This window comes from Lentzea guizhouensis, assembly GCF_001701025.1.
Classification (GTDB): Bacteria; Actinomycetota; Actinomycetes; order Mycobacteriales; family Pseudonocardiaceae; genus Lentzea; species Lentzea guizhouensis.
Genome location: NZ_CP016793.1, coordinates 5,706,777 through 5,733,651, shown reverse-complemented (window position 1 = coordinate 5,733,651; position 26,875 = coordinate 5,706,777). Strand labels below are relative to the sequence as shown.

At 70.3% G+C, this 26,875-nt stretch carries 26 protein-coding genes and 2 pseudogenes; 16 read left to right on the top strand and 12 right to left on the bottom strand.

Annotated features, from left to right (window positions below; all coding sequences use genetic code 11):
- Positions 1-7 precede the first annotated feature (7 nt).
- Both BBK82_RS28155 and BBK82_RS28145 read left to right on the top strand, forming a co-directional pair.
- The gene (locus BBK82_RS28155) at positions 8-1,336 is read left to right on the top strand and encodes a wax ester/triacylglycerol synthase family O-acyltransferase (RefSeq protein ID WP_071812694.1); all 1,329 of its coding nucleotides are present in this window, start codon (positions 8-10) and stop codon (positions 1,334-1,336) included.
- A gap of 624 nt (positions 1,337-1,960) precedes the next feature.
- Entirely contained in the window at positions 1,961-2,629 is a 669-nt protein-coding gene (locus tag BBK82_RS28145; RefSeq protein ID WP_065917690.1) for an HAD family hydrolase, read from the top strand.
- 406 nt (positions 2,630-3,035) lie between these two features.
- Here BBK82_RS28145 and BBK82_RS28140 read toward each other — a convergent pair whose 3' ends face one another.
- The 4 genes from BBK82_RS28140 to BBK82_RS28125 form a co-directional block, all read right to left on the bottom strand.
- Positions 3,036-4,352, bottom strand: coding sequence for a serine/threonine-protein kinase (locus BBK82_RS28140; protein WP_065917689.1), 1,317 nt, complete (start codon positions 4,350-4,352; stop codon positions 3,036-3,038).
- Positions 4,353-4,421: 69 nt separating this feature from the next.
- Entirely contained in the window at positions 4,422-4,832 is a 411-nt protein-coding gene (locus BBK82_RS28135) for a hypothetical protein (protein ID WP_065917688.1), read from the bottom strand.
- Positions 4,833-4,850: 18 nt separating this feature from the next.
- Positions 4,851-5,468 (bottom strand): ScbR family autoregulator-binding transcription factor, encoded by a 618-nt coding sequence (locus tag BBK82_RS28130; protein WP_065917687.1) that lies wholly within the window; start codon positions 5,466-5,468, stop codon positions 4,851-4,853.
- On the bottom strand, positions 5,465-5,875 hold the full coding sequence (locus tag BBK82_RS28125) for a nuclear transport factor 2 family protein (protein ID WP_065917686.1): 411 nt from the start codon (positions 5,873-5,875) through the stop codon (positions 5,465-5,467). Before BBK82_RS28125 ends, BBK82_RS28130 begins: the two co-directional genes overlap by 4 nt.
- 254 nt (positions 5,876-6,129) lie before the next feature.
- Between BBK82_RS28125 and BBK82_RS28120 the strand changes: the two genes are divergently transcribed.
- The 4 genes from BBK82_RS28120 to BBK82_RS28110 all read left to right on the top strand — a co-directional run bounded on the left by BBK82_RS28120 (position 6,130) and on the right by BBK82_RS28110 (position 11,814).
- On the top strand, positions 6,130-6,438 hold the full coding sequence (locus BBK82_RS28120; protein WP_065917685.1) for a helix-turn-helix domain-containing protein: 309 nt from the start codon (positions 6,130-6,132) through the stop codon (positions 6,436-6,438).
- Positions 6,439-6,598: 160 nt separating this feature from the next.
- Positions 6,599-7,117, top strand: coding sequence for a lamin tail domain-containing protein (locus BBK82_RS47840; protein WP_071812693.1), 519 nt, complete (start codon positions 6,599-6,601; stop codon positions 7,115-7,117).
- A gap of 138 nt (positions 7,118-7,255) precedes the next feature.
- Positions 7,256-7,891 (top strand): lamin tail domain-containing protein, encoded by a 636-nt coding sequence (locus BBK82_RS28115; RefSeq protein WP_065917684.1) that lies wholly within the window; start codon positions 7,256-7,258, stop codon positions 7,889-7,891.
- A 185-nt stretch (positions 7,892-8,076) separates the two neighbouring features.
- Positions 8,077-11,814: a S8 family peptidase gene (locus BBK82_RS28110; RefSeq protein WP_065917683.1), complete on the top strand. Its 3,738-nt coding sequence runs from the start codon at positions 8,077-8,079 to the stop codon at positions 11,812-11,814.
- Positions 11,815-11,819: 5 nt separating this feature from the next.
- Here the strand turns inward: BBK82_RS28110 and BBK82_RS28105 are convergent, their stop codons facing one another.
- Positions 11,820-12,785: a helix-turn-helix domain-containing protein gene (locus tag BBK82_RS28105; protein ID WP_237047614.1), complete on the bottom strand. Its 966-nt coding sequence runs from the start codon at positions 12,783-12,785 to the stop codon at positions 11,820-11,822.
- A gap of 45 nt (positions 12,786-12,830) precedes the next feature.
- Positions 12,831-13,289: a MarR family winged helix-turn-helix transcriptional regulator gene (locus tag BBK82_RS28100; RefSeq protein ID WP_237047613.1), complete on the bottom strand. Its 459-nt coding sequence runs from the start codon at positions 13,287-13,289 to the stop codon at positions 12,831-12,833.
- Positions 13,290-13,362: 73 nt separating this feature from the next.
- On the opposite strand from BBK82_RS28100, the gene BBK82_RS28095 reads away from it, so the two are divergent.
- Positions 13,363-14,511, top strand: a complete 1,149-nt coding sequence (locus tag BBK82_RS28095) for an FAD-dependent monooxygenase (protein WP_154697543.1) — start codon at positions 13,363-13,365, stop codon at positions 14,509-14,511.
- A gap of 56 nt (positions 14,512-14,567) precedes the next feature.
- Positions 14,568-15,371 carry a dioxygenase family protein gene (locus BBK82_RS28090; protein WP_065917679.1) on the top strand — a complete coding sequence of 268 codons (804 nt, stop codon included), beginning with the start codon at positions 14,568-14,570 and terminating at the stop codon, positions 15,369-15,371.
- Here the strand turns inward: BBK82_RS28090 and BBK82_RS56805 are convergent.
- Positions 15,345-15,677: a PucR family transcriptional regulator gene (locus BBK82_RS56805; protein ID WP_418287459.1), complete on the bottom strand. Its 333-nt coding sequence runs from the start codon at positions 15,675-15,677 to the stop codon at positions 15,345-15,347. The genes BBK82_RS28090 and BBK82_RS56805 overlap by 27 nt on opposite strands.
- A gap of 322 nt (positions 15,678-15,999) precedes the next feature.
- Positions 16,000-16,287: pseudogene (locus tag BBK82_RS56800) on the bottom strand (PucR family transcriptional regulator ligand-binding domain-containing protein); the annotation flags it as partial.
- An 81-nt stretch (positions 16,288-16,368) separates the two neighbouring features.
- Between BBK82_RS56800 and gabT the strand changes: the two are divergent.
- The 6 genes from gabT (at position 16,369) to BBK82_RS28050 (ending at position 22,633) form a co-directional block, all read left to right on the top strand.
- Complete coding sequence (gabT, locus tag BBK82_RS28075; RefSeq protein ID WP_065917676.1) at positions 16,369-17,652, top strand: 4-aminobutyrate--2-oxoglutarate transaminase; 1,284 nt, start codon at positions 16,369-16,371, stop codon at positions 17,650-17,652.
- Entirely contained in the window at positions 17,649-18,953 is a 1,305-nt protein-coding gene (locus BBK82_RS28070) for an aldehyde dehydrogenase family protein (RefSeq protein ID WP_083268193.1), read from the top strand. The genes gabT and BBK82_RS28070 overlap by 4 nt, the downstream gene beginning before the upstream one ends.
- Before the next feature lie 58 nt (positions 18,954-19,011).
- Positions 19,012-19,965: a LacI family DNA-binding transcriptional regulator gene (locus BBK82_RS28065; RefSeq protein ID WP_065917675.1), complete on the top strand. Its 954-nt coding sequence runs from the start codon at positions 19,012-19,014 to the stop codon at positions 19,963-19,965.
- A 399-nt stretch (positions 19,966-20,364) separates the two neighbouring features.
- Positions 20,365-20,871 carry a CAP family protein gene (locus tag BBK82_RS28060; RefSeq protein WP_170067974.1) on the top strand — a complete coding sequence of 169 codons (507 nt, stop codon included), beginning with the start codon at positions 20,365-20,367 and terminating at the stop codon, positions 20,869-20,871.
- A 40-nt stretch (positions 20,872-20,911) separates the two neighbouring features.
- Positions 20,912-21,622: a class I SAM-dependent methyltransferase gene (locus BBK82_RS28055; protein WP_083268192.1), complete on the top strand. Its 711-nt coding sequence runs from the start codon at positions 20,912-20,914 to the stop codon at positions 21,620-21,622.
- Positions 21,623-21,673: 51 nt separating this feature from the next.
- Positions 21,674-22,633: a zinc-binding dehydrogenase gene (locus tag BBK82_RS28050; protein ID WP_065921409.1), complete on the top strand. Its 960-nt coding sequence runs from the start codon at positions 21,674-21,676 to the stop codon at positions 22,631-22,633.
- Here BBK82_RS28050 and BBK82_RS28045 read toward each other — a convergent pair.
- Positions 22,630-23,100, bottom strand: coding sequence for a hypothetical protein (locus BBK82_RS28045; protein ID WP_065917672.1), 471 nt, complete (start codon positions 23,098-23,100; stop codon positions 22,630-22,632). The two genes, BBK82_RS28050 and BBK82_RS28045, sit on opposite strands and share 4 nt — an antisense overlap.
- A 112-nt stretch (positions 23,101-23,212) precedes the next feature.
- On the opposite strand from BBK82_RS28045, the gene BBK82_RS28040 reads away from it, so the two are divergent.
- Together BBK82_RS28040 and map are read left to right on the top strand one after the other, a co-directional pair.
- The gene (locus tag BBK82_RS28040; RefSeq protein ID WP_237047612.1) at positions 23,213-24,535 is read left to right on the top strand and encodes an amino acid permease; all 1,323 of its coding nucleotides are present in this window, start codon (positions 23,213-23,215) and stop codon (positions 24,533-24,535) included.
- 18 nt (positions 24,536-24,553) lie between these two features.
- Positions 24,554-25,321: pseudogene (map, locus tag BBK82_RS28035) on the top strand (type I methionyl aminopeptidase).
- 80 nt (positions 25,322-25,401) lie between these two features.
- Here the strand turns inward: map and BBK82_RS28030 are convergent.
- The 3 genes from BBK82_RS28030 to BBK82_RS28020 all read right to left on the bottom strand — a co-directional run bounded on the left by BBK82_RS28030 (position 25,402) and on the right by BBK82_RS28020 (position 26,735).
- Positions 25,402-25,656, bottom strand: coding sequence for a helix-turn-helix domain-containing protein (locus tag BBK82_RS28030; protein WP_065917670.1), 255 nt, complete (start codon positions 25,654-25,656; stop codon positions 25,402-25,404).
- A 292-nt stretch (positions 25,657-25,948) separates the two neighbouring features.
- Positions 25,949-26,578, bottom strand: coding sequence for a UdgX family uracil-DNA binding protein (locus tag BBK82_RS28025; RefSeq protein WP_065917669.1), 630 nt, complete (start codon positions 26,576-26,578; stop codon positions 25,949-25,951).
- Entirely contained in the window at positions 26,556-26,735 is a 180-nt protein-coding gene (locus tag BBK82_RS28020; protein WP_065917668.1) for a CsbD family protein, read from the bottom strand. The genes BBK82_RS28025 and BBK82_RS28020 overlap by 23 nt, the downstream gene beginning before the upstream one ends.
- Positions 26,736-26,875 lie beyond the last annotated feature (140 nt).

Sequence of the window (26,875 nt, the reverse complement as noted above, 5' to 3'; positions counted from 1 at the left end):
CACACCTATGACCAACCACCTCTCCCCCCTCGACATCGCCTTCCTCGCCATGGAGGGCAACAGCAATCCGCTGCACCTCGGCGCGGTGGCCACGTTCACGCCCACTAACCTGGTGCACCCGGCCCGCATCGCCGCGGTGCTGTGCGAACGGGCCGCGGAAGTCCCACGCCTGCGGGCCCGCGCCCGCACCGGCCTGCTCGGCGGCGCCCGCTGGGTCGAAGATCCTGGCTTCGTGCCTGAGGATCACGTCTTCACCCACCACGTGCGCGGCCGCGACCGCTTCGCGACGCTGATCTCCCACCTGATGGCGCAACCACTCGACCTCGCCCGCCCGCCGTGGGAGCTGCACGTGGTGACGGGCCTGTCCGGCGGCCGCTTCGCCGTGTTCGCCAAGCTGCACCACTCGTTGTGCGACGGCATGAAGGCGGTGGGCCTGGGCCTGCAGCTCTTCGACGCCTCGCGACTGTCCAATCGGGATGTTGCTGAACCGGTTTCGCGTTCCGGCCTGCCGTCGTTCCTGCCGTCGCTGCCTTCTTTCCTGCCGTCGCTGCCGTCGTTGCGGGGCATCAAGGACACTCTGGACATCGCGTCCTCGGTGCTGTCCCAGACCCGCCCGCCGACGCTCGGCTCGCCGGTGCTCAGCTCCTCCCCGCGCCCGCGCCGGGTGGTGATGTCGCGTGTGGACCTCGCCGACGTGCACCGAATCCGCCGAGCACACGGCGGCACGGTCAACGACGTGCTCCTCGCCCTGGTGACCGGCGCGTTGCGGCAGTGGCTCTCCGCCCACGACTCGGCCGGCCCGTCCTCCGTCGTGCGCGCTCTGATCCCGGTGAACCAACGCGCGCGGGCCGGCGGTTCCTGCGGCAACTCGATCTCCGGTTTCCTGCTGTCGCTGCCGGTGGGCGAGCCGGACGCGGCGTCTCGGTTGCGCTCGGTCCGGTCGCAGATGGAGTCGGCGAAGGCAGCCGGCCCGGACCGCGGCGCGGGCGCGTTGCCGCTGCTCGCCGACCGGGTGCCTCCGTTCCTGCACCGCCTTGCCGCGCCGGTCGCCGCTCGTTGTGCCCCGCTGCTGTTCGACACCCTGGTGACCTCGGTGCCGTTGCCGTCCGTACCTCTCGCGCTGGACGGTGCCGCACTGACCGAGATGTACCCGGTCGCGCCCGTCGCCCCTGGTCACGCGGTCGGGGTGGCGCTGTCGGTGTACCGGTCGTCGGTGCACGTCTGCCTGCACACGAACCAGTCGTGGATGTCGGACTCGCAGTGGCTGGACGGGGTGCTGCGGCGGGAGCTGGCGGCGCTGAGCTCGTCGCGGGAGCTGGTGGGGTCGCTGTCCTGACCTGCTTGGACGCCTTCCTTGCTCACTCTGATGGGTGAAGCTCGTCCTGACCCGCGCCTGGTGGCGTCTTGTACACGTCACGAACCACTCCTCAGCCGCGCCCGGTTATGAGGAAACGCGGGGAGGCGCCGGATGAGGAAGGGTGGGAGGGGGTCGGTCCTTGCAGGTTTTCGCACCGCTGGTCCGCCAAGTCTTGGCACTGCTGGTCCGCCAAGTCTTGGCACTGCTGGTCCGCCAAGTCTTGGCACTGCTGGTCCGCCAAGTCTTGGCACTGCTGGTCCGCCAAGTCTTGGCACTGCTGGTCCGCCAAGTCTTGGCACTGCTGGTCCGCCAAGTCTTGGCACTGCTGGTCCGCCAAGTCTTGGTACGCCTGGCTCGGCAGGTCTTGGCCCGGCTGGCTCGCCAGGATTTCGCACGCCTAGTCCACCAAGTCTCGGCACGCCTGGCCCACCAGGTCTCCGCACGTCTGGCCCACCAAGTCTCGGCACGCCTGCCCCGCCAGGATTTCGCACGACTGGTCCGCCAAGTCTCGGCACGCCTGCCTCGCCAGGTTTCCGCACGGCTGGTCCGCTAGCTTTCGCCCGCCTGGTTTGCCACCGCCCTGACGTGGGCAAACCAGCCCGCATGAGCAGCAACACCGTGGTCCTGGACGTGGACGGCACCCTGGTCGACACCAACTACCACCACACGGTGGCCTGGCTGCGAACCTTCCGCAGCGTCGACCTGACCGTCCCCGCCTGGCGAGTGCACCGTGCGATCGGCATGGGCGGCGACCGCCTGGTGGCCGCCGTCGCAGGTGACCACGTCGAGGAACAACACGGCGACACCCTCCGCACGGCCTGGGAACGCCACTTCGACGAGATGCTCGACGAGATCCAGCCCTTCGACGGAGCCCACCGTCTCATCCGCGCCGCCACCGAGATGGGTCTCTCGGTGGTGCTGGCCAGCTCCGGCAAGAGCAAGCACATCGAGCACTACCTGAAGCTGATCGATCCCGGTGACGTCGCCTGGACCACCTCCGACGACGTCGACGACAGCAAACCCGCCCCCGACCTGATCCAGGTCGCCCTGCGCAAGGTGAAGGGCGACCGGGCCGTGGTGGTCGGCGACTCGGTCTGGGACTGCGAGGCGGCCAGGCGCGCCGGCCTGCCGTCGATCGGGTTGCTGACGGGTGGGGTGAGCGAGGACGAGCTGTTCGACCGCGGGGCGTCGTCGGTGTACCCGGATCTGGACACGTTGAGGGGTGAGCTGGCGGATCTGCCGTTCGCGGAAGTGGTGGATCCGGAGGGCTGAACCGGAAGCGGCTGCGGGTTGGTGGTGGTCGGCGGCGGATGTAATCCATTACCGATCACCCCAACTACGCTGGCTGAGCACGCGAGAGCGCAACCACCGGCGGGGCGGCGACCGGGTGGCGACTGGAGAAGCGGCCGCGCTCGGACTTGTAGTGCTTTGGCAGGTCAGAGGCGGGCGGCGCTCGATCAGGCGCCCCATCGGCACCCTGCGACGAGCTGGGTGTAGAAAAACTCCCGATGTAATCGTTTGCTGATCACGCCAGCTACCGCCAACTATGCAGGTAGCCGCCGCGAGAGCGCGATCTTCATGATCGAGAGCACGCCATCGGCCGGAAAGGCCTCCGCAATGCGTGCCGGACGACCACCTGGCCGCATACCGCAGCTCACGGCAACCCGACAAAGCGGGACTAGGGCTTTGCGCCCTGCGTCGGCCGCGGCGGTGAGGACTTCTCCCGGTCCTTGCTCCGCTTCGTGGTCTCCGCCGGCGGTACCTCACCACTCGCCGGCACGACCGAGGTCGTCGTCACCCCCGGCGGCGCCACCCCAGGCGCCTCAGCCGACCCGGAATCCGCGGAACTCCCGGAATCGCCCGAAGCACCGGGCTGCCGAGTGTCCCCCGGCGCCTGCGACTCCCCGGACCGGGCCGCCGTCTGCACCACCGTCACCGTCGACGCCGACACCGTGACGACGTGGGTGGCCGGGTCCGGCGCCACCTGCGGAGGTGCGGCCGGTGCCTCCTCGCTGCCGCCCAGGTAGACGATCATCACCGCGACCGCGGCGACACCCGCCACCGCAGCCCCGGTCAGCGCCCAGCGACGGGTCCGGCGAGGTGGGGGAACCGGCGAAGAGACCTCAGCTGCGTCATGAGCCGCCACCGGCGCGGAAGGCAGCAGAGCCGGCAACCCGCGGCTCGCCTCGTACGCCGCCAGGAGCGAGTCCGCGCAGTCGGCGGCGCTCGGGCGGCGCGCGGGGTCGGACGCCGTCATCGCCGACAGCAGCGACACCCAGGCCACAGGCAGGTCGATCGGGATCCGCGGCGGGCGGGCCAGGCGGGCCAGGGCTGCTTCGGCGTCGCCGCCGGGGTATTCGGCCCGGCCGGTCAGGCATTCGAGCAGGACCAGGCCGAGTGAGTAGATGTCTGCGGAAGGGCCCACGTCGGAGCCGCGCACCTGTTCGGGGGAGAGGTAGCCGGCGGTGCCGACGAGGATGCCGGAGGAGGTGACGCGGGTGACCTCGGGCAGGAGTGCGAGGCCGAAGTCGGCGAGGTAGGCCTGCTTCTCCTCGTCGTCGAGGAGGATGTTCGAGGGCTTCACGTCGCGGTGCACCACGCCGAGGCTGTGGACGTGGTCCAGGACGGAGGCGACCTGGCCGCCGATGCGGGCCACGAACCGGGGTGGCAGTGGTTCGCGCATGCGTTGGCGCAGGGTGCCGCCGGAGATCTCGCGCATCACGAAGTACGGGCGGCGGCCGATCACGCCCGAGGTGTAGACCGGGATGATGCCGGGGCACTCGACGGAGGTGAGCACGGTCGCCTCGCGTTGGAGGCGGAGCTCGTCGTCGGGGAGGCCGGGGCCGGTGAAGACCTTGATGGCGACCGAGGTGGTGGTCGAGCGGTCGTAGGCGCGGTAGACCTCGGCCATGCCGCCTGAACCGAGCAAGGAGCCGACCACGAACCGGTCGTCGATCACCGATCCGGTCAGGTCGCCGTCCCAGGGCTCGCTCATGCGCCTCCACTCATCGGGCAGCAACCTAACCGGTCACGTGGAATTCCGGCTACCCGGCCGGTCGAAACGTCAAACGACCTCGAACGACGCCTCGATCGAACGCAGCTGTGCCTCGTCGCGCTCCACCTGTCTTTCATCGTTGTGGGCCAGCGCGATGTAACCGAGCGAGGTCCGCGGGTCGGTGGTGTGCGGGACGGAAGATCCTTCGCCGAAACGCATGGATGACCGGTGGAAGCTCGGCAGCAGGGTGTCCAGTGATGCCAGGGTCGTCGCGTTGTGCAGCACGCCGGTGCGCGGTGAGGACCAGTGGACGGACCTCACGAACCGCTGTTGTTCGTACGCGCCAACCGATGCGTCGCCATCCACGTGGTGGCGGACCATCCGGGTGAGCTGGTTCGAGCCGGTACCGAGGAGGGTCAGCTCCGGCAACAGCGCCGCGGTCTCGACGCCGGGCTCGGTGCCGGGTACGACGGCCGGCACGTCGGGTCGAGACGACCGTCACTCGAACCGCAGCTGCCCGTGCACGTCCGCGGTCACCAGGCAGCCGGACGTCGACCGCCACAGCCGGGCGAGTCTCGCCTCCAGGTCGCTGCCGCCGCTCAGCGCCTGTGCCACGAGCTGCACGCCGAGCAGCTCGGCGACCATCTGCTCGGCGGCGTGCCGGATGTTCACCTCGGCCTTGAGCTCACCGCGTTCCTGGGCCAGTGACAGCACCTCCCGCACCACCGCGACCCAGCCGACGACCTGTGCGGCCGCCGCGATGTCGAAGAAGGCGGCTTCCCGCAACAGCTTCGCGCTCACCCGCACGCCGAGGTCGGTGTCCAGTCTGCGGACGAACTCGAACGACATCAGCACCAGTGCCTGCACCGGCGACTTCTCCGCGTCCAGGTACTCGTCGCGCAACCGGTGCCACAGCAAGGAATGCTGCTCGATCAACGCGACACCGAGAGCTTCTTTGGATCGAAAGTGACAGTAGAGCGCGCCTTTCGACACATCCGCCCGTGCGCACACGTCGCTGAGGCTGGCTCCGGCGAACCCGTCGCGGTCGAACACCTCGGCGGCGGCCGCGAGGAGCTTCGCACGGGTGCGGGCGGACTGCTCACGTCTGCTGTTCATGCCCCGGTCCGCGCGGCGCCGGTCGCGGTCGCGACGGCGAGCGTGTCCGGCATGTGCCAGTACTGCTCGATCTCCCCCAGGTGCACCGAGAGCACGGCCGCGAACTGCGCGGTCACCTGCTCCCCTGTCGCGAACACCCGCCAGCGCGTCCTGCCGAACACCGCGGCGTCTCCTCCGTCGACGACCACCTGGCGCACCGCGAGCTGCTCCAGGTCGAACGTGGCGAACAGGGTCAGGAAGTGGGACTCCACCTCTCGCCGGGTGCGCGAGCCGAGTGCCCAGCGGACGCCGTTCGGGTCAGGCGCCTCCCATTCCACGGTCGGTGCGCACAACCGCGCGATGCCGGAGGCGTCCTGTGCCGCTAGGCGCGCGAGGAACACCTGCACCACTTCGACCGTCGAGAGCATTTTTCCTACCTTGTCATCCGCGTCATTGCCTTGGCAACGATGTCCATGGTGATCACACTACTGAGGGGCGCACAATCAGAGGGCGCACCCCCCGTTGGCCCAGCTCAGTTCGGCCAAACATCCGATCGGCTGATTCCAGCGGTACGCGAACGTTCAACGACCGCCGGTATCACCGCTTTGCACGGACGAGAACATCCGGAGTTTGCGGCAGGCTGGTTGCCGCACCCGCCATCTCACCGAAACGGAGCAGAACCGTGCTCAAGGCAGTCCGTGAAGCCCACGAGCACCAGGACACACCGCCGATTACCGCCTTGATTCCCCAGGCACGGCGAGAGCAGGGCCTCACCCAGCGCGAACTCGCGGACCTGTTGTGCGAGATCTCACACAACGACAGCGTGACCCGTGAAGAAGTGTCGAGATGGGAACGCGGGAAACGCATTCCCGGGCCCTACTGGCGTGCCTGGATCAGCGCGGCACTCGATGTGCCGCACGCCGAGGTCGACCGTGCCGCGGTGGTCGAACGGGAATGCCGCAGGGCGAGGACGGAAGACCACTCCCACTAGCGGAGTGCGGGTGGACGGCAGGGGTCCACCCGCCCGCTCCGAGGACGGCGCCCGGCAGCCGCTGCGGGCGCCGTCCTCCCACAAGTCCCTGGCAGATAGGGCCTTTCGACCCCACTGTGGCCCCCTGTGCGTCCGCGCACCGGGGGCCACACTGCGTTGCGTGACACCCTTCGGAAACACTGTCGCGACCATGGCGCTACTCGCCGGTAGCACGTTCGGCGGCACACCGGGGGTTTCCCCGGTGAAAGTGAACGAGATCGCACTCGGGCCCGCTGGATTCGTCGAGCTGCGCAACACCGGCGCCACTGCCGCAGACGTCGGAGGATGGACCGTCCAGTCCTGCGCCGGCGGCACTGCCGCAATCCTCGCCACCATCTCACCCAACACCGTCGTACCACCGGGTGAATACTTCGTGATAGTGGGCAGCGCGTTCAGCGGTACGGTGCCCGACGGACTCGTCGTGGACACCGTCGACGGCAGCGGAGTAATCGCCAGGAACCGGCACGGCGCACACACCGACAGCGTCGGCCTCAGCTCCTCCTCACCCTGCCGGGAAGACGGTCCGGCTACTCCGTGCGCTGATTCCTCACTCGGCCGCGACCCTCTTTCGAGCGACACCGACCACAACTCCGCCGACTTCACCTGCCGAATTCCGTCCCCCGGTGAAAACAATCCCTGACAGATGCTCATTGGCCCCTTTCGAACCCGAACGACTGAGAGCAAAGTCAGTCCCAGCGGCAAGACAGGTCACTCCCACAACGAGACCGTGCCGCTACGAGAAATACTCCGAACTCACTTTTATCGAAAGGACATGACAATGCGTCGACTGCCCAGCGGTGCCGCTGCACTCGCTTTCGCGAGCACCATCGCGTTCGCGGGACTGGCGACGGCCGCCGAGGAGCCGGGGGCTCCCGAGGTCATGCAGCTGCCGGCAGTGCTCATCAACGAGGTCTCGACGATGGGCCCGAACGGCCCGCTCGACGAGGCGATCGAGATCATCAACACCACCAACGAGCAGGTCGACCTCACGAACTGGGTCATCAAGGTCTACAACCAGCGCAACGAGGTCGTCCAGACGATCCCGCTGCTCGACCCGCTGGGCGCGCCGATCACGCTGGCGCCGGCCAACAACGTCGGCAGCACGATGGTGCTGACGGGCGCGGAGTTCTCCGGCACCGTGTCGACGCCGAACGTTCTCCCGGTGCGATTCCTGGGCGCCGAGGGCATCCCGACGCAGGGCGGTGTCGCGGTGTTCGGCAGCACGGCCCCGACCGCGTTCAAGATCGACGGCGTCGCATTCTCGTCGCCGGTGAGCGCCGCCAAGGAAGGCGTCCACGCCCAGCCCGAGAACCAGCGCACCGCGCAGCTCGCCGGTTCGAACACGCGCAACCTGTTGAACCAGGACACCAACAACAACCAGCGTGACTTCTCGCTGCAGGAACGCACCTTCTGATCAACTTCTTCCGACCGTCCGGCGGGTGCGACCACGGTGCCCCGGACCGCCACTCCTCGGCGGTCCGGGGCACGTTCGGCGGGTGGCGCGAAGTCGCCAACGGCGACTAACCGCCGCTTTCCGCTGTTTCCAGGCGAATTCCGGCCCCTCATCCTGCTGTGACCCGATCACCGGAGGAGGGCGCCGTGATTCGACAAGTTCTGGCACTTGCCGTTGCCACCGCAACGCTCGTCGCACCACCCGCGTCCGCCGCACCGCCACCGCTACCACCACAGGTGCAGACGTCCGAGGCCTCACACCGGATCACGCTCATCACGGGTGACGTCGTCGACTACACCGAACGCGGAGACGGCCGCAAAGTCGCCCAGATCCACGCCGCGCCACGCGATGGCGAGCAACCGGTCTTCCACACCATGACCACGGCAACAGGTCTGCACGTCTACCCGTCGGACGCGCTGACCGCCGTCACCTCCGGCACGGTCGAACGGACCCTGTTCAACGTCACCGAGCTCGTGCGCACCGGCCAGGCCGACGACCGCGCGACCACCGTGCCCGTGCTCATGACCGGCGGGATGTCGGCCGCCGCGCACACCAGGATCGCGAGTCTCGACGCCGCCGGCGTCCGGGTCGAGAAGGCGAAGGCGCGGGAGTTCTGGCAGTCGCTCGACATGGGCGTGAGGTCCGGCGTGCGGATCAAGTACGACCGCCCGGTCCGCGTCACCCTCGACCAGACCACCCGCCAGGTCGGCGCCCCCGAGGCCTGGAAGGCCGGTCTGGACGGCACCGGCGTCACGGTCGCCGTCGTCGACACCGGCGTCGACCCGGACCACCCCGACCTCGCCGGCAAGATCACCGCGACGGAGAACTTCTCCGGCGAACCGGACGTCACCGACCGGCACGGCCACGGCACGCACGTCGCCTCGATCGTCGCCGGCACCGGCCAGACCTCCGCCGGCCGGTACAAGGGTGTCGCACCGGGGGCGAAGCTCGTCATCGCGAAGGTGTTCAACGGCGCGGGCGAGGCGGACACCTCGCAGGTGCTGGCGGGCATCGAGTGGGCGGCCCGCTCGGGTGCGGACGTCGTGAACCTCAGCCTCGGCGGTGACGTCACCGACGGCACCGACGAGATGAGCGCGCTGGTGGACCGGCTCTCCGCCGAGACCGGCGTGCTGTTCGTGGTGGCAGCGGGCAACAACGGCCCGGCCGGTCGTTCGGTCGCCTCCCCCGGTGCCGCCGCGGCGGCGCTCACCGTGGGCGCGGTCGACCGGCAGAACCGGCTCGCCCCGTTCAGCAGCACCGGTCCTCGCATCGGCGACGCGCACGTGAAGCCCGAGATCAACGCGCCGGGTGTCGGCGTCGTGGCCGCCCGCGCCGCCGGAACGTCGATGGGCGCACCGGTCGACGACCGCCACACCGCCGCGTCCGGCACGTCGATGGCCACCCCGCACGTCGCCGGTGCCGCGGCCCTGCTCGTGCAGCAACACCCGGACTGGGACGCCCAGACCGTGAAGAACGCGCTCGTCACCACCGCCGCCGACGTCGGCATGCCCTGGTACCAGCAGGGTGCCGGCCGGCTCGACGTGGCCAGGGCGGTCACCCAGCGGGCCACCGCCACCGCGTCCGCGAGCTTCGGCCGCCACGAACGCGGCGCAGGCTCCGTGCTGACCCGGGAAGTGAGCTACACCAACGACTCCGGCACCGCGCTCACCCTCGACCTCGCCCTGAGCGCCAAGGGCTGGGACGGCACGTCCACCACCGGGTTCGCGCTCACTCCCTCCCGGCTGACCCTCGCACCGCACGCCAAGGGCACCGCCACGCTCACCCTCGACCCCGAGGTCGGCCCGGCCGGCGTGTACGGCGGCGTCATCACCGCCACCGGCCCCGGCACCACGTTGCGCACGCCGGTCAGCGTGTACGAAGCGCCGCAGACGTTCCCGGTGTCCGTCCGCGTCCGCGACACCGCGGGCAGGCCACCCGCCCCTGCCCTGGGGCAGCTCGTCGACGACACCAACGGCGGCGACGACGCCAACGACCCGTTCGACGAGACCCTGAGCTACACCTTCGACGTCGTGAACGGCGAGGGCGTGGCGACGGTGCCACGCGGCCGCTACTCGGCGGTGACCTGGGCGACCGAGAACACGGCGGGCACGCGGCGCTGGTCCGCGCTCACCGCACCGGAGCTGACCGTCACCGGTGCCGCCGACGTGTCGCTCGACGCGCAGCAGACCGTGCCGGTCGAGGTCGTGCCGCCAGGACCGGCCGAGCAACGCGACCGGACCGTCACCCTGCGCCGCGTCGTTCCCGCCGAGGGCGACCGGCCGCCGCTGATCACCGAGCTGGCCGCCGCGCTCGGCCCGGCGCCGTGGGAGATCCGCGCCACCCCGGCCGCCGCCGCGAAGAAGGGCGCGATCTCGTTGCAGGACAACGTGACCTTGCAGACCGCGACGGTCACCCTCACTGCGGGCGGCCGCAGGGTCACGACCGACGGCGACATCGGCACGCTCACCGCGGAGTGGGCGGGTGAGCGCGACCTGGCCATCGGCGCCGACGTCGCACTGGTGAAGATCAAGCCGGACACACCGGCCACCATGGTCAGGGCCGCGAACACCGCCGCCACCGCCGCGGCCCAGTCCGGCAAGAAGACGATCGTGTCCTATGTGGACTTACCGGGTGCGCTGGCTCTGACCGGGTTGTCCAGCGCGGCGCTGCCGTCGTTGAGCGTCAGCAACACCGACGGCGAGCTCCTCGCGAAGCAGACCGCACTCAAGCTGAGCATCAAGCCGATCCCGGAGTCGGTGTTCAACCTGAGCTACCTCGACGCGAACGGCATCCCGGCCGACCACCGGCGCGTGGTCGACCCCACCACGCTCATTCAGCGCAAGACCGCCTACCACGCCGACAAACCCGGCCTGACCGTGCAGAAGACGTGGTACCCGTTCCCGGCCGACCTCTGGCAGACGCAGGTCCTGCGCGGCACCACGTTCACCCCGCCCGCCGCGTGGACCGAGCACATCGGCCCCGGCGACGAGCGGATCGTCTGGAAGCGGCACGTCACGCTCAGCGGCACGGACGCCAAGGGCCAGCGCGCGGCCATGACCCTGTTCCAGGAGAACGTGTTCCGCACAGGAGCCGCGCCCACGGCCGAACGCTGGTTCGCCGGTCCGATGCACAGCACCGCGGTCGAGCTGCAGTCCGACCACCCGGCCCGGTACCCGGCCGCGGGTGGCGCGTGGCGGCAGCTCTGCTCGAACTGCCGCGCCGGTGACACGTTCGTCCCGGCTCTGCAGTGGACGGACGGCACGCCCGGCCACTACACGAACCCGTACCAGAACAGCAAGTTCTTCACCACGACCAAGGCCAGGCTGTTCCGCGGCAGCACCGAGATCCCGGCGGCCCAGGAACCGCTGGCGTACTACCCGACGTTCCCGATGGCACCGGAGAAGGCCGCGTACCGCCTGGAAACCGTCGAGACGCACGCACCCGGAGCCGTCACGGGCGCGGTCAACCCCGTGCTGTTCACCTCGGCCCCGCGCACCGAGACCACCTGGACGTTCCAGTCCCAGCGGTCGCAGAACCCACCGCCGCGCGGCTACTCCTGCCACGCCGGGCAGACCACGTGCCAGTTCCAGCCGCTCATCCGGCTGCGCCACGACCTGCCGCTCGACCTCACCAACTCCGCACCGGCGGGCAACCCGTTCGTCTATCACGTCTCCGCGACGAACAGCGAGCCCGTGACCGTGGTGAAGGTGCAGTGGTCGGCGGACGGCGTGACGTGGCGACCGGCGGAAGTGCACCCCAGCGGCACCCGCTGGCAGGTCACGATCGACCGGCCTCAAGGCGAGGTCTGGCTGCGCACCGAGGCACGTGACGGCGCCGGGAACACGGTGACGCAGACGATCCAGAAGGCGTTCCGGACCCGCTGAGTCCCCTACGGGGGAGGGGGCAGCAGGGAGCCCGCCCCTCTCGCCGCGGCGCGCAGACCCGCCTGGAACCGGGTCTGCGCGCCCAGCTCGTCCATCAGCCGGTGCAGCCGCCGCTGGAACGTCCGGTAGCTCAGCCCCAGCTGCTTCGCGATGCTGCGGTCCGGCAACCCGGTGGCCAGCAAGGCGAGCAGCCGGGCGTCCTCGATCGACATCTCGGTGCTGGCCGGCTGACCCGGCAACGCGAGCGGCACCGCGTCGTCCCACAGCTTCGCGAACAACGCGCCGAGCGAGTCGAGCAACGCCGACCGGTGCACGACCACCGCGCTGTCCAGCGTCGTCTCGGTGCTGTGCAACGGGATCAGCCCCAGGTGGGTGTCGGCCAGGATCATCTTCGTCGGCGCGGCCGCCACGACCCGCGCCTCCTCCCCCAGCGACAGCCCCATCTCCAGGTCGGCCCGCAGGTCGTGCAGCTCCAGCGCCTGCCGCTCGTAGATCCCGCGGAACCGCACACCCCGGCCGAGCAGCTCCTCCTCCACCGGGTGCAACGACGTGGGAGCGTTGGCGTACGGCGGTTTGTCCACGAACCGCACCTCGTGCCGGGCCGTGCGCATCACCTGACCGACCCGCCGCGCGATCGCCTCCGCGCCGTGCACCACCTCGACCAGGTCGGCGGGAGCACGCACCCCGGCCGCCCGCTCGTACCGCACCTGCAACGCACCCGCCAGCAACCGGTCCCGCCGCAGGTCGTCCTCCCGCCGCAGGAAGTACGTCGCCAGCGCCACGTCCGGCGCCACCGCCGCGTGCAGGCCGTCGACCCGGTGCGCGAACCCGAGCTCGGCCAGCGACCTCAGCGCGGCGCGCACGATCCGCTCGTCCAGCTCGGTCGCGAGGCAGAGCTCCGCCTCGTCCAGCTGGTAGGAGTCCACGAGCGTCTCGTAGACCGCGAGTTCGGCCGACCGCAATCCGAGCACGCACGCCAGTATGCGGGCACGGGGCAGGCGGTGACGCGGGGCCGTTCAGTCCTCGTCGAAGTGCGCCTGGACGTCCTCCACGAACCGGCCGAGCAGACTGCCGAACGTCGCCAGGTCCTCCTGCGACCAGCCGGCGATCGCCTCGGCGAACGAGCCGAGCACCGCCTCCAGGTACCGCCCGGCCGCCGCGCCCCCCGGTCCGGTCAGCTCGACCAGCCTCGCGCGCTGGTCGCCGGGGTCGGTGACGCGGCGGACCAGGCCGGCGCGCTCCAGGTCGTGCAGGTGCCTCGTGACGTGCGGGCCGGCGACCTGCATCCGGGTGGCGATCTCCCCGACCCGCAGCGGCCGGTCCGCCGTCCGCAGGGTGATCAGCACGGTCAGCCCCGGACGGTCCAACGGGAGGCCGACGCGCTCCATCGCCCGTTCGACGAGCCGGCTGCGGTTGAGCACCGTGCTCAGGCGCATGAGGTGCGGCAACATCGCCGCGGTATCCAGAGCCACCACTTACCTACCTAACTTAGGTATATGCTTGCGTCGACCACAAAAGGATACCTAAGTTAGTTAATTGGAGATGCTGATGAGCTCTGTCCTGGTCTCCGGCGCCAGCATCGCCGGTCCCGCCCTCGCGTTCTGGCTGCGCAGGCACGGTTTCGAGGTCACCGTCGTCGAGAAGTCGCACACGCTGCGCGGCGGTGGCTACCCGATCGACATCCGCGGCACCGCGCTCGGCGTGGTCGACCGGATGGGCCTGCTCCCCCGGCTGCGAGAGGCACACGTGCACACCCGCCGCATCACGTTCCTCGACGCCAACGGCAGCCAGGTCGCGTCGCTGCGGCCGGAGTCGCTCATGGGCGGCGACGGCCACGACCTGGAGGTGCGGCGCGGTGACCTGGCCGAGGTCCTCTTCGACACCGTGCGCGACGACGTGGAGTTCCTGTTCGACAACAGCATCGTCGCCATGGACGACCACGCGGGAGGCGTGGACGTGACGTTCCGCAGCGGTCTGCAGCGCACCTACGACCACGTGGTCGGCGCCGACGGGCTGCACTCGGCGGTGCGCGCGTTGACGTTCGGGCCGGAGGAGCAGTTCCACCGCTACCTCGGCTACTGCTTCGCGGGCTTCACCATGCCCAACCACCTCGGCCTGGAGCAGGAGGCGGTGCTGTGGAACGAACCCGGTCGCGCGGCCGCCCTGTACGCGATCGGTGAGCAGGTCCACGGGTTCCTGAGCTTCACCCGCGCGGAAGCCCCGTTCGGCGCGTTCAACGACCCGCGGGCCCAGCGAGACCTGGTGGCGTCGGTGTTCGCCGGCGACGGGTGGGAGGTGCCCGCGCTGGTCGAGGCGATGCGGTCGGCCGACGACCTGTTCTTCGACACGGTCAGCCAGATCCGGATGCCGCGCTGGTCGTCCGGCCGCGTCGCGCTGGTCGGTGACGCCGCCTACGCGCCGTCGTTCCTGACCGGGCAGGGGTCGAGCCTCGCGCTGGTCGGTGCGTACGTGCTGGCCGGGCGCATGGCCGGGCACGGGTTCGAGGCGTACGAACGCGAGCTGCGGCCGTTCGTCGAGGCGAACCAGAACCTGGTCGAGGAGGGCAACGCGGAGCTGTTCCCGGGCACGCCCGAGGCCCTCGCCGCCCGCAACGCCGCGTTGCGCGCCCGTGAGACCGTGCCCGCCGGCGCCGGCCGCCCCGAACACTCGGCGTTCACCCTCTCCGAGTTCAGCTAGGTACCGGACAGGCCTTCCACAGGCGCCTCACAGGAACCGGTCCCAGTCTGGGTGCCATGACGGACAACCACGACCGCGGCCTCCAGTACGACCTCGCCACGCTCATCGGGCGCAGGCGGGCACTGACGCTGTTCGGCGGCGCGGGCCTCACCCTCGTGGCCTGCGCCCCGTCGACCACCACGACTCCCTCGAGCACCACGACCACCACGTCGTCCGCCGCCGCTCAAGGCGGTGCGCTGGAAGCGATTCCCGAGGAGACTGCCGGCCCGTTCCCCGGCGACGGCTCCAACGGCCCGAACGCGCTGACGCAGAGCGGCATCGTGCGGTCCGACATCCGGTCGAGCTTCGGCACGTCGACCCGGACCGCCGAGGGCGTGCAGCTCACCATCGAGCTGACCGTGCAGCACGAGGACGGCAAGCCGTACGCCGGTGCCGCCGTGTACCTGTGGCATTGCGACATCAACGGCGACTACTCGATGTACTCCGACCGTGTGAAGGACGAGAACTTCCTGCGCGGTGTGCAGGAAGCGGACGCGAGCGGCGAGCTGAAGTTCGTGAGCGTCTTCCCCGGCGCGTACTCGGGGCGCTGGCCGCACATCCACTTCGAGGTCTACCCGAGCCTGGCCGAGGCGACCAAGGCGGGCAACGAGGTGACGACCTCGCAGCTCGCGTTGCCCGAGTCGACGTGCAAGGAGGTCTACGGCACCACCGGCTACACCCAGTCGGTGCGGAACATGTCGCGGTCCTCGTTGCAGCAGGACATGGTGTTCCGCGACGGGGTCGACAAGCAGATGGCGACCATGTCCGGCAGCGTCTCGTCCGGGTACACGGCCTCACTGACCTTCGCGGTGCAGCGCTAGCCACAGCTCGGCGCGCAGGCCGGGTGAGTCGAGCGAGCGGCCCAGTGCCTGCTCGGCCCTGCGCACGCGGTTGCGCAGCGTGTGCCGGTGGATGCCGAGCTGGGTGGCCGCCGGGTCCCACGCGCCGTGGTGGGTGAGCCAGACCCTGATGGTGTCACGGGTTTCCGCGTCGAGAGGGCTGAGCAGGGCGTCGGCGAAACCGGCCGGGAGCTCCAGGCGGCCGGCGAGGTCCTCGAACGTGCGGACGCCGGCCCCGCGGGCCTGCAGGGCCTCCCGGTAGCCACGGGCTACCTGGTCTGCGTCCACTTCGGACGATGAGAAACCGTTGGCGTGCTTCGCGAGCACGACCGTGGGTGTGCAGGCGGGCCAGGCCGGCGGTGAGGTCGGGGACCAGGCGCGGGTTGTGGGTGTGGACGGGGCGGCCGGCGGCGTCGAGGAGCACGACCCAGCCGTCGATCCACTGGCCGAGGCGGCGGACGACACCGGCGACACCGGAGCGGACGGCGGCACGGGTGAGGGCGCGCTGGGCCTCGCTGGTGCGGGTGAGGGCGGCGTACTCGTCGGCGGCAAGCGCTTTGGAGACGGCCTTGCTGATGGCGATGAACGGGACCTCGCGCGGCACCTCGACGAGCCCGAGGCCGGTGCGTTCGGCGGCGTCGGCGAGGGCGGGCGGGACGGTCGCGTGGCTGAGGCCGGTGCCGAAGCCGAGGCCGACGACCCCGGCGCGGACGAGCCGGTCGACGTAGTCCTCCCCTGGTTCGTTCAGCCCGGTGGTCAGCAGCAGCTCCCCGCCTTCCAGGAACGGCGTCGGGTCCGCGAGCTCCGTCCCGTGCACCCACCCCACCGGCCGCGTCACGTCCCCGGCCAGCACCGGCAACCGCAACGTCACCGCGAGCTCGTGCAGCGTGATGGGCATGTGCCAGTTTGTACATCCTGAAGCGAGCTGATCGCCATTTCAGCTACTGCGCACCGCGCTGACCAGGACCATGCTGAGCACATGACCCGACTGCGCACCTCCCTGCCCGGCCCGAAGTCGCTGGAGCTCCAGGCCCGGCGCAAGGGCGCCGTCGCCGCGGGTGTCGGCTCCTCGCTGCCCCTCTACATCGACTCCGCCGACGACGGGCTGCTCGTCGACGTCGACGGCAACCAGCTGATCGACCTCGGCTCCGGCATCGCCGTCACGAACGTCGGCAACCCGGCGCCCGCGGTGGCCGAGGCCGTGCACGCGCAGATCGACCGGTTCAGCCACACCTGCTTCATGATCACGCCCTACGAGGGGTACGTGGAGGTGTGCGAGGAGCTCAACGCGCTGACGCCGGGCACGCACGAGAAGCGGTCGGTGCTGTTCAACTCGGGCGCGGAGGCCGTGGAGAACGCGGTCAAGATCGCCAGGCACGTCACCGGCAGGCAGGCGGTCGTGGTGTTCGACCACGGCTACCACGGGCGCACGAACCTCACGATGGCGTTGACCGCCAAGAACATGCCGTACAAGCACCGGTTCGGGCCGTTCGCGCCGGAGGTCTACCGGGTGCCGGCGTCCTACCCGCTGCACGACGGCCTCACCGGTGCCGAGGCGGCCGCCAACGCCATCGCCGCCATCGAGAAGCAGGTCGGCGGCGACAACACCGCGGCCGTCGTGATCGAGCCGGTCCAGGGCGAGGGCGGGTTCATCGCACCGGCGGAGGGCTTCCTGCCCGCGGTCGCCGAGTGGTGCCGCGAGCGCGGGGTGCTGTTCGTGGCCGACGAGATCCAGACCGGATTCTGCCGCACGGGTTTCTGGTTCGCCTCCGACCACGAGGGCGTGGTGCCGGACCTCATCACCACGGCGAAGGGCATCGCGGGTGGTCTGCCGCTCGCCGCCGTCACGGGACGGGCCGAGATCATGGACGCCGTGCACGTCGGTGGTCTCGGTGGCACTTATGGCGGCAACCCGGTGGCGTGTGCTGCCGCGTTGGGCGCTATCCGCACGATGCGCGAGCGCGACCTCAACGGTGCCGCGCGCCGCATCGAGGAGACGGTGCTCACCAGGCTGCGGGCGGTCGCGGAGAAGACCGACGTCATCGCCGAGATCCGCGGCCGTGGGGCGATGCTCGCCATCGAGTTCACCGAACGCACGCCCGATGTCGCCGCCCGTGTGGCGAAGGCGTGCCACGAACAGGGTGTCGTCGTGCTGACGTGCGGCACCTACGGCAACGTGATCCGCTTGCTGCCCCCGTTGGTCATCCCGGACGACCTGCTCGCCGAAGGCCTCGACGTTCTCGAAGGAGCACTCCTCGCATGAACTTCCACACCCCAGAAGACGTCGAGACCGCGGTCGCCCGGGCCCACGCGGTCGCACCGGAGCTCGCCGCGCTGCCCGCCCACCGCAGGGCCGCCGCGCTCGACCACGTGTCGCGGCGCCTGGCCGAGCGGGCGGAGGAGTTCGCGCAGGCCATCAACGACGACTCCGGCAAGCTCAAGTGGGCGCGGGTCGAGGTGACCAGGGCGATCTCCACGTTCCGCTGGGCCGCCGAGGAGGCCCGCCGGTTCTCCGGTGAGCTGCAGCGCCTCGACACCGACCCGGCCGCCGAGGGACGGCTCGCGCTGGTGCGGCGGGTGGCCCGCGGGCCGGTGCTGGGCATCGCGCCGTTCAACTTCCCGCTGAACCTGGTGGCGCACAAGGTCGCGCCCGCGCTGGCCGTCGGCGCGCCGATCGTGCTGAAGCCGGCGCCCGCCACGCCGAAGGTCGCGTTCCTGCTCGGGGAGCTGCTGGCCGAGACGGACCTGCCGGCGGGCGCGTTCGCGGTCCTGCACCTGTCCAACGAGGACACCGCGCGGCTGGTGGAGGACCCGCGGCTGCCGGTGGTGTCGTTCACCGGGTCGGGACCGGTCGGGTGGGGCATCAAGGAACGCGTGCCGCGCAAGCACGTCACGCTGGAGCTCGGCGGCAACGCGGCCGCGATCGTCGCACCGGACTGGCAGGACGTCGAGTTCGCCGCCCAGCGGATCGCCACGTTCGCGATGTACCAGGCCGGTCAGTCGTGCATCTCGGTGCAGCGCGTGTACGTGCACACCGACGTCTACGACGCGATCGCGGAAGCCGTTGTGCAGCACGTGAACAAGCTCGACGTGGCCGCCGACGTCGGTCCGCTGATCAACGACGCCGCCGCCGACCGGGTCGAGGCGTGGGTGGCCGAGGCGGGAGCCACCGTGCTCACCGGCGGCACGCGCGACGGCCGCACCTACGCGCCGACCGTGCTGACCGACGTGCCCGAGACCGCGAAGGTGAACGCCGAGGAGGTGTTCGGCCCGGTGGTCACGCTCACCCGCGTGAACAGCGTCGAGGAGGCGTTCGACCGGGTCAACGCCTCGCGCTACGGCCTGCAGGCCGGGCTGTTCACCACCGACGTGCGGCTGGCGTTCCGTGCGGCGCAACGGCTCCAGGTCGGTGGCGTGATCGTCGGCGACGTGCCGAGCTACCGCGCGGACCAGATGCCGTACGGCGGTGTGAAGGAGTCCGGCACCGGCCGGGAGGGGCTGCGCGCGGCGATGGAGGACCTGACCGAGCCGCGGGTGCTGGTGCTGACCGGGCTGGAGCTGTAGTCCGGCGAGCACGTCCGATGAGTGGGTCGCTCCCGGCCTCGACTGCCATGATTCAGCGGTGGCCGTCACGATCAGGGATGTCGCTCGTCAGGCACAGGTCTCCGTGTCGACGGTCTCGCGTGCGCTGAGTGCGCCGGGCCTGGTCAAGGAGGCCACCCGGCGCAGGGTGCTGGACGTCGTGCAGGGCCTCGGCTACCAGCCCAACCGCGCCGCCCGCAGCCTGATCACCGGACGCACCGGCAACCTCGGCATCGTGGTGCCCGACCTCGAGAACCCGTTCTTCCCCGCCGTGCTGCGCGGGGTGCAGACGCGGGCGGGTGAGGCGGGCACCTCGGTGTTCTTCTGCGACAGCAGGGAGGACCCGCTCACCGAGGCCGAGCTGGTGCGGACGATGGCGCCCCAGGTCGACGGCGTGGTGCTGTGCGCGTCCCTGATGTCCGACGAGCAGATCGCCGAACTGGCCGGCGTGACGCCGCTGGTGCTGATCAACCGGATCGTGCCGGGTGTGTCCTCGGTGCTGATGGACAGCGCGTCCGGCATGGACCAGGTCGTCACGCACCTGGAGTCGTTGGGCCACCAGCACTACGTCTACCTCGGCGGCCCCGCGGCGGTGTGGTCGAACAACCGCAGGACGCAGGGCCTGGCCGGGCGCGCACAGCTGCTCGGGTCGTTCGAACCGAACTTCGCCGGCGGCGTCACGGCGGCCGAACAGGCGCTGCGGACCGGCGCGACGGCGTTCATCGCCTACAACGACCTGATGGCGCTGGGTGCGTTGAGCCACCTGGCGGCGGTCGGCGTCGGAGTGCCGCAGCAGGTCAGCGTGACCGGCTTCGACGACATCCTGTACGCGGCGATGTGCTCACCCGCGCTGACGACCGTCACCATGCCGACCGAGGAAGGCGGCAAGGTCGCGGTGGACCTGCTCGCCGCGCTTCTGGACGGCGGTCCGGCCGAGCACCGGGAACTGCCCACGACACTCGTGGCGCGCGCCAGCACCGGTGAAGCCGGGTGACCACTCCGGCCGCGGGGGAGTTTCTTCGGGTAACTCCCCCGCGGTGCGGCCGGTGTGCGGTCTAGTCGTATCCGCGGACGTGTCCGTCTTCGTCGGCGAGAATTTCGTAGTGGTCCATGCCAAGCTCCTTGGTGTCCCTTGGTGTCGTGGCTGACATCACAAAGGTAGAGGCCCATCAGCGTCTTGTGGAGTGAATTTGCGCCCCAACCGGGGTAGTCGAGGGGAACCCAAGGGGGTCGTAGGGGTGACCCGCACCACAACCCCTATGTGTGTCGTGCGGCACACCCTCGGCCGAGTTCACGGCTACGCAGCGCCTATCAAGATGGGGATCTGCCGTCCAGTGGTTGCCAGACATGACCCGTTCGGGGGACAACCTTGGCCATGCGAACGATACTCACCGTGATCGCTGTGATCGCCTCCGTGGTGACTGCGACGAGTCCCGCCCTCGCCGTCGACGCCGTCGCGCCGACCGTGGAACTGCTCAGCGCCTACCGCGCGAAGCACGGTGTCGCCGCTCTCTCGCTCGATTCCGAAGTGAGCCGAACGGCGCAGGAATGGGCCGACCACTTGCACGAGACGGGCAGTTTCGAACATCGTCCGGACAACGCCTATGGCGAGAACCTCTTCTGGACGAGCGCGCGAACCGGCCCGATCGAGAAGATCGCCATGAATGCGCTGGACAACTGGTACGACGAATCGCACGGATATGACTACTCGCGTGAAATGACCCCTGAGAACGTCGACTACGACGTCCTGCACTTCACCGCGATGGTGTGGCGGTCGTCCGATCGGGTGGGCGTCGGGTTGCGGCAGGGGCGGAACGGGACGTACGTCGTGCTGAACTTCGCGCAGCGGGGCAATGTGTTGAACCACTTCGTGGCGAACGTGCTGCCGCCGGTGGGATAACCGGTCGTCCAGCGGCCGGCGACGATCTACGGTCGTCCGAATGGATCTTTCTCCCCTGGCCGTGCCGCACACCCTCGCCCACCTGACCCCGCTGCTGCCGCCGGCCCCCGCGCGGATCCTGGAGGCCGGCTGTGGTCGTGGTGCACTCGCCGCCGCGCTCACCGAGCTGGGCCACCAGGTCACCGGCGTCGACCGCAACGCCGAGATGGCCGCGGCCGCACGGGAACGCGGTGTGGACGTCATCCACGCCGACGTCCTCGACGTCACCGGTGAGTACGACGTCGTGCTGTTCACCCGTTCGCTGCACCACGCCGACGACCTGGACGCGATCGTCACGCACGCCGCATCCCTGCTCAAACCGGGCGGCCGGATCGTCGTCGAGGAGTTCGGCTGGGAACGCGTCGACCAGGCCGCCGCCGAGTTCGCCTACGACAACGCCGCCCTGCTCGTCGCCGCCGGTCTGCTCGACACCGAGACGCCGGAGACCGACCCGCTCGGCACGTGGACCGGGAACCACGACCGGCTGCACCGCGGCACCACCATGCTCGCCGCGCTGGCCTCCGCCGGTGAACTGACCACTGTGGACACGCCGATGCTGTGGCGGATGGTCGACGGCCGCGGCGGCAGGTGGCTCGACCCCGGCCGCGCTCCCGCCGTCCTCGCCGCTCTGCGCGCGGCCGAACAGCGCCGCATCACCGCGGGCACCCTCCCGCGGGCAGGTATCGTCGCCAGCGCCTTGATCTCCAGTTAACTGCAGCTTCTAGGGTCACTCCTGCCAAGGTCGTCGACGGTGGGGGTTGTGATGCGTGCGGTGCGTGTGCACGAGTTCGGTGGGCCCGAGGTGCTCGTCGAGGAGGAGGTGCCCGACCTGACCGCCGGGCCGGGTGAGGTCGTGGTCGGGGTCGAGGCGGCCGACGTGATCTTCCTGGACACGTTGCTGCGCAAGGGCTGGGGCGGCGAGTACTTCCCCACGCACCCGCCGTACGTGCCCGGCGGAGGCGGCGCCGGACGGGTGCTGTCGGTCGGCGCCGGCGTGGACCCGGCCTGGGTCGGCCGGCACGTCATCGCCCGCGGCTCCGGCGGGTACGCGGAGCAGATGGTGTTCCCGGCCGACGAGATCGTCGCGGTGCCGGAAAGTCTCGGCGCACCGGAGGCGGCGGCGGTGGTGCACGACGGCGTCACCGCGCTCACCCTGCTGCGACGGGTGGAGATCACGGAGAACGACTGGGTGCTGGTCGCGGCGGCGACGGGTGGCGCGGGCTCACTGCTCGTGCAGCTGGCCCGCGACGCCGGTGCGCTGGTCGTCGCCGCGGCCCGGGGTGAGCGCAAGCTCGCACTCGCCAGGGAGCTCGGCGCGCAGGTGACCGTCGACTACTCGCTCGACGGGTGGCAGGACCGCGTGCTCGACGCCACCGACGGGGTGGCCGTGGCGTTCGACGGCGCGGGCGGGCCGCTCGGGAGGGCCGTGTTCGAGACCGTGCGCGCAGGCGGGCGCTTCGTCACCTACGGCACGTCGGACGGGTTCGCCGACATCGACCCCGAGCTGGCGAAGCAGCGCGAGGTGCACGTGGACAACGCGTTGGCGGACGGCCCACCCGCTCCTGCCGTCGTGCGCGAGCTCCTCGCGGAAGCACTCGCGCTCACGGCCGCAGGGCGGATCCGCCCGGTCATCGGTGCGACGTACCCGTTGGCACAGGCCGAGAAGGCGCACCGATCACTGGAGGAACGCACCACGCTCGGCAAGTCGCTCCTGCTGCTCTAACGCAACCCGGCCGTCTCCGTGACCGCCCGCAACGCCGCCACCACCGCCGAGAACGGCGCCAGGTTCGGCTTGTCCGCCGGCGTCTCGCCCAGCCAGCCGACGCCACCGCGGTCGATCCGCGAGGGCGGCAACGGCACGAGCGTGCCCAGCCGGTGCGTCAGGGCACCGCGGGCGCGCAGCCGGATCAGGTTGACCTGCGAGGCCTCGTCGGCGGAGGTCGTGAGGATGAGCCAGCGGCCGGGGGCACCCGGCAGCGCCACCACCGGGCCGCCGAGCATCCGCACGGACAGGTAGTGCTGCACCTCCCCGCCGATGCCGGCGCCGAGCTCGACGGCGGACACCTGGTGGTCCGTCGTGAGCAGCAGCCTGTTCTCCGACCGCAACACCAGCCAGCCCCAGTCCGAGTAGCGCTCGATGGCGCCGGCGAACGTGTCGAGCTGCGGCAGTACTCCCTTAGGCGAGCTCATGGATCTCACCCTCACTTGATCGAGGTGTAACTCCGATCACACGATTTGACTCTCCGCCGCCATGAACTCACTATCGGGCCGCCATCGGCACACTCGAACGGGGCTGGAGAGCGTGACTCACCTGCGTGAACGCCACCTGACCATGATCGCGCTGGGCGGCGTGATCGGCGCCGGTCTCTTCGTCGGGACAGGCGCCGGCATCGCCATCGCCGGACCGGCCATCATCATCTCGTTCGCGCTGGCCGGAATCCTCGCGCTGCTGGTGATGCGCATGCTCGGAGAAATGGCGGCCGAGCACCCCAGCGGCGGCGCGTTCTCGGTGCACGCGGAGAAGGCGATCGGGCCGTGGGCCGGGTTCACCGTCGGCTGGACCTACTGGTCGGCGGTCGTCGTGGTGCTCGCGGTCGAGGCGACCGGGGCGGCCAAGATCGCGTCCGGGTGGCTGCCGTCCGTGCCGCAGTGGGTGTGGGTGCTGGTCTTCATGTCGGTGCTGACCGCCGTGAACCTGACCAGCGTGCGCAACTTCGGCGAGTTCGAGTTCTGGTTCGCCGGCTTGAAGGTGGCCGCGATCGTGGTCTTCCTGCTGCTCGGCGGTGCCGCGATCCTCGGGCTGCTGCCGGCCGTCGACCCGCCGGGGCTCGCGAACCTGCGCGACTTCCTGCCGAACGGCTGGGGCGGGGTCGTCGCGGGCCTGATGGCGGTGGTGTTCGCGTTCGGCGGCCTGGAGGTCGTCACGATCGCCGCCGCCGACGCCGAGAACCCGAGGCAGGCCATCGGGAAGGCCGTCCGCACGTCGATCACCCGGCTGCTGGTGTTCTACCTCGGCTCGATGGCTGTCGTGGTGACCCTGTTGCCCTGGAACGACTCCCAGGTCGGCGCGAGCCCGTACGTGGCGGTGCTGGACAAGATCGGCATCCCCGGCGCCGCGCAGATCATGAACGTCGTCATCTTCGTGGCCCTGCTCAGCGCCATCAACGCCACCCTCTACGGCGCCGCCCGCATGCTGTCCTCGCTCGCCGAGCGAGGTGAGGCCCCGAAGTCGTTGCTGGACCGCAGGAACGGCGTGCCGCGCAACGCCGTGCTGGCATCGGTGGCGTTCGGGTTCGTCTCGGTGCTGCTCAACTACCTGTGGCCGGACACGGTGTTCCTGCTGCTGCTGAACGCGGTCGGCTCGGCGCTGCTGGTGGTGTGGGGCTTCATCGCGGTCTCACAGCTGCGGATGCGCCGCACGATCGCGAACCCGGCCGTGCCGATGTGGGGCCACCCGTACCTGTCGTGGCTCGCGCTCGCCGGGATCGTGGCGATCATCGGGCTGATGCTGGCCGACGAGCAGGCCCGCGGCCAGATCCTGTCGACGGGCGTGCTGGTCGCCGTGATCGCGGCGGTCGGGGCCGGCAGGTCGGCGGTGCGCCGCCGCAGTCGTGCCCAGGCCTGATATCGGTATTGTTATACCGTGATCGAACTGAAGTCCGCGGCCGACCTCGACGTCATGCGCGAAGCCGGCCGCGTCGTCGCCCAGGCCCTCGCGGCGTGCCGCGACCGCGCCGCTCCCGGCGTGACGCTGCGGGAGCTGGACGAGGTCGCCAGGGAGGTGATCTTCGGCGCGGGCGCGGTGTCGCCGTTCCTCGACTACCACCCGCACTGGGCACCCAGCCCGTTCCCCGGCGTCATCTGCGCTTCGGTGAACGACGCCGTCGTGCACGGCATCCCCGGACCGCTCGCGCTGGCCGAGGGCGACCTGGTCAGCATCGACTGCGGCGCCGTGGTCGACGGCCTGTGCGGGGACGCGGCCATCAGCTTCGTGGTCGGCGAGGCCACCGACGCCGACCTGGCGTTGATCGACTGCACCGAACGCGCGCTGCAGGCCGGCATCGACGCCGCGCGACCGGGCGGACGGCTCGGCGACATCTCGCACGCCATCGGCTCGGTCGTGCGCGCGGGACGGTACGGCTTGCTGAAACACCACGGTGGACACGGGATCGGGCGCGCGATGCACGAGGAACCCTTCGTGCCCAACTAGGGCAAGGCGGGCGAAGGCCTGAAACTGTTGCCCGGCATGGTGTTGGCGCTCGAACCGATGCTGCACGCCGGCGGCCGCGACACCTACCTCAGCGACGACGACGGCTGGACGTTGCGCACCGACGACGGCTCGCGCGCGGCTCACGTCGAGCACACGGTGGCCATCACGGTCGACGGGCCGCTGGTGCTCACGCTGCCCTGAGAACACCTCCGCCGCGGACTCGTACTTCCTCGTCGCAACTCGGCCGAGCGAGATCACCCACGAGCGTGCGCGCGTCGGTCCTAGGCCGACTTCTGCGGCGTCAGCAGCTCGTTGATCGCGTCCAGCGAGATCCCCAGCGCCCCCGCCAGCGCGGCGATGGTGAAGAACGACGGCGTGGGAGCACGACCGGTCTCGATCTTCCGCACGGTCTCGGCGGACAACCCCGCCCTGGCCGCGATCTCGACCATGCTCTCCTGGCCGCGCGCGTCGCGCAGCAGCTGCCCGAGCCGCCTGCCCCGCTCCCGCTGCAGCGAACTCAAGGGGATGCGCACCATGGGTGCGGATTCTACGCGAACTTCGCACTGCAGTCGGCGTGAGAAAAGTCCGTTGCACGGGCGGCCGATCACGACATAGGTTCGAAGTACACAAGAGAGGAGGTGGTCCAAAGTTGTATAGCAACCGGACTCGTGAGGTGGCTGTCCGCTAGGACCGCCCTCGGTGACGCCTAGTGCAAACCCAGGCAGCCACCCGACCCCCGGACTCTGAGCGCTGGTCCCGCTCGGCCCGTTCACGCGGGAGTCGTCCGGGGGTTGTCCCATTTCATGACCGGCATTCCGGACAACCGGGCTACAGCGCCTTCTTCAGGACCTTGAGATCGGCGACGAACGCGTCGAACGCCTCGGTGAAGTTCTCCGCCCGCACCACCGCCGACGGGTGCACGGTGACGCCGACCCGCAGCCCGTCGGACTCCACCACCCGGCCCCGGTTCTCGGTGAGCTTGAACGACGGCCCCAGCAACGCCTTGGCGGCCACCGCACCCAGGCACACCACCAGGTCCGGCTTCACGACCCGCAGCTCCTCGCGCAGCCACGGGAAGCACGCCACGACCTCGGAGCGGCGTGGCGTCTGGTGGATCCTGCGCTTGCCGCGCGTGGTGAACCTGAAGTGCTTCACCGCGTTCGTCAGGTAGACGTCGGGGCGGGAGATCCCGGCAGCGCCCAAGGCCTTGTCCAGCAACCGGCCCGCCGGGCCGACGAACACGTGGCCCTCGACGTCCTCGCGGTCACCAGGCTGCTCGCCGACCATCATCATCCTGGCCTTCACCGGGCCCTCGCCGAACACCACCTGGTGGGCGTCGCGGTACAGCTCACACCCGCGGCAGTCGGCGGCCGCAGAACGCAACGCCGCCCAGCCCTTCCCCTCGGGGACGAACTGGGCGGCGGACGTGGTGTCGTTACTTGTCCGAGCGGAAGGCATCCTTGACCTTCTCGCCGGCCTGCTTCAGAGCGCCCTTGGCTTGCTCCGCGCGGCCCTCGGCCTGCCACTGCTCGTTGTCCGTGGCGTCACCGACCGCAGCCTTGGCGCGGCCCTTGAGCTCCTCGGCCTTGTTCTCGAACTTCTCGTCGGCACCCATGGATCAGGCTCCTCCACTAGCGGTCAGCTACGTGGACTGGTTACCCGGCGAGCACCGCCCGAAACAGTTGATAAGGTGATCACTCGCGGTTGAGAACCCAGCCGCAAGCCGATGAGACGGCTTGCTCTGGGTGTGCCCGC